Annotated in this window: 2 protein-coding genes; both read right to left on the reverse strand. The window is 68.1% G+C overall.

All coding sequences use genetic code 11. From position 1 onward, the window contains the following. The coding region (locus tag E1J61_RS36760) for a methyl-accepting chemotaxis protein (RefSeq protein ID WP_207951316.1) at positions 1 to 1,186 on the reverse strand (1,186 nt) is incomplete at its 3' end. 39 nt (positions 1,187 to 1,225) lie between these two features. Continuing rightward, positions 1,226 to 1,747: methyl-accepting chemotaxis protein (locus tag E1J61_RS36765; protein ID WP_243737135.1), on the reverse strand; the 522-nt coding region annotated here is incomplete at its 5' end.

Here is a 1,747-nt window from a genome sequence, read left to right on the forward strand (position 1 = left end):
CGGCACGCGCGGCTTCCACCGCGGCGTTCAGCGCCAGGATGTTGGTCTGGAAGGCAATGCCCTCGATCACGCCGATGATGTCGACGATCTTCCTGGACGCATCGTTGATCTCGTCCATGGTCTGCACCACGCGGCCGACCACCTCGCCGCCGCGCAGCGCGGTCTCCGACGCATTGGCCGCCAGCCCGCTGGCCTGGCGCGCGTTGTCCGCGTTCTGGCGCACGGTGCTGGTCAGCTCTTCCATGCTGGAGGCGGTCTCTTCCAGCGACGCGGCCTGCTGCTCGGTGCGTTGCGACAGGTCGTTGTTACCGGCCGCAATTTCACGCGAGGCGGTGCCGATCGATTCGGCCGATTCCTTGAAATCGCGGACCATGTGCGACAGCTGCTGCTGCATCTGCTGCATGGCATAGACCAGGCTGCTCTTGTCGCCGGCGCGCGTAGCCACCGGCGCGGAGAAGTCGCCGTCGGCGATGCGCTTCGCGATCTCGGCCGCGTAGCCCGGCTCGCCGCCGAGCTGGCGCGACAGCCCGCGTGCCAGGAGCACGCCCAGCAGCACCGAGAGCGCCAGGCCGCCCAGCACCAGGCCCAGCATCCACAGCCGCGTCGCGTCATACACGCTTTGCGCCTCTTCCATGTTGCCGCGGGCGCGGTCGTCGCGGCGCTTGACCATCCTGGCCATCACGGCTTCCAGCGCATGGCTGTCCTTGAGCAGGTCGGTGCTCTCGGTGAACACCTGGCTCTCGAACTGCGAGGTATCGAGCGGCTGCTTGCTGACCAGCTCGACGTACTTCTCCATGCGCGCCCGGAAGGCCGGCGCCAGGTCGTGGTACTGCTTGACCAGCGCCTGCGACTCGGCGGTCGACGAGAAGGCGCCTGCCACGCTGCGGATGCGCTCGTCCATCACGCCCAGCGACTTGGCGATCTGCTCCTTCTCGGTGGCGCGCTCGCCCATGGTCGACGCGGACAGCAGGCCGATCTGCGAGCGGCTGGCGTAGACCAGGTTGATGTTGGCGTCCTGCACGGCCTTGAGCGCCTGCAGGTCGCCGTGATAGATCCTGCCGGTCCAGTCGGCCATGCGCCCCATGTTGACGACGCCCAACAGGCCCATGACGGCACCGATCACCGCGACGACCAGGAATCCGGCAACCAGCCTGGTCGTGACGCGCAATTGATTGAACCACTGCATAGCAACTCCCCCTTGTGACCCTTGTTACTGAACTTCGCACTAAGCCTGTGCCATGGACCGGGCCGCCGCTTCGCGCTGCGCGGCCGGCAGGCGTTGCGGGCGCCGTTGTGGACGAACCTCGGCCTGCATGCTGACGCGGAAGGTGGCAACCGCATCGCGCAGCCGCAAAGCCTGCTCTTCCAGCGAGCCCGCTGCTGCTGCGGCCTGCTCGACCAGCGCGGCGTTCTGCTGCGTGCCTTCATCCATCTGCGCCACGGCCTGGTTGACCTGCTCGATGCCGGCGCTCTGCTCGGCCGAGGCCGCGCTGATCTCGCCCATGATGTCGGTCACGGACTTCACCGCCTGCACGATCTCGTCCATGGTCTTGCCGGCCTGGCCCACCAGCGCCGAGCCGTTGTCGACGCGCTCGACGGTATCGCCGATCAGGCCCTTGATCTCCTTGGCCGCGTTGGCGCTGCGCTGCGCCAGGCTGCGCACCTCGCCCGCGACCACGGCAAAGCCGCGGCCCTGCTCGCCGGCACGCGCGGCTTCCACCGCGGCGTTCAGCGCCAGGATGTTGGT

It is taken from the genome of Cupriavidus sp. L7L, from assembly GCF_004353535.1.
Classification (GTDB): domain Bacteria; phylum Pseudomonadota; class Gammaproteobacteria; order Burkholderiales; family Burkholderiaceae; genus Cupriavidus; species Cupriavidus oxalaticus_A.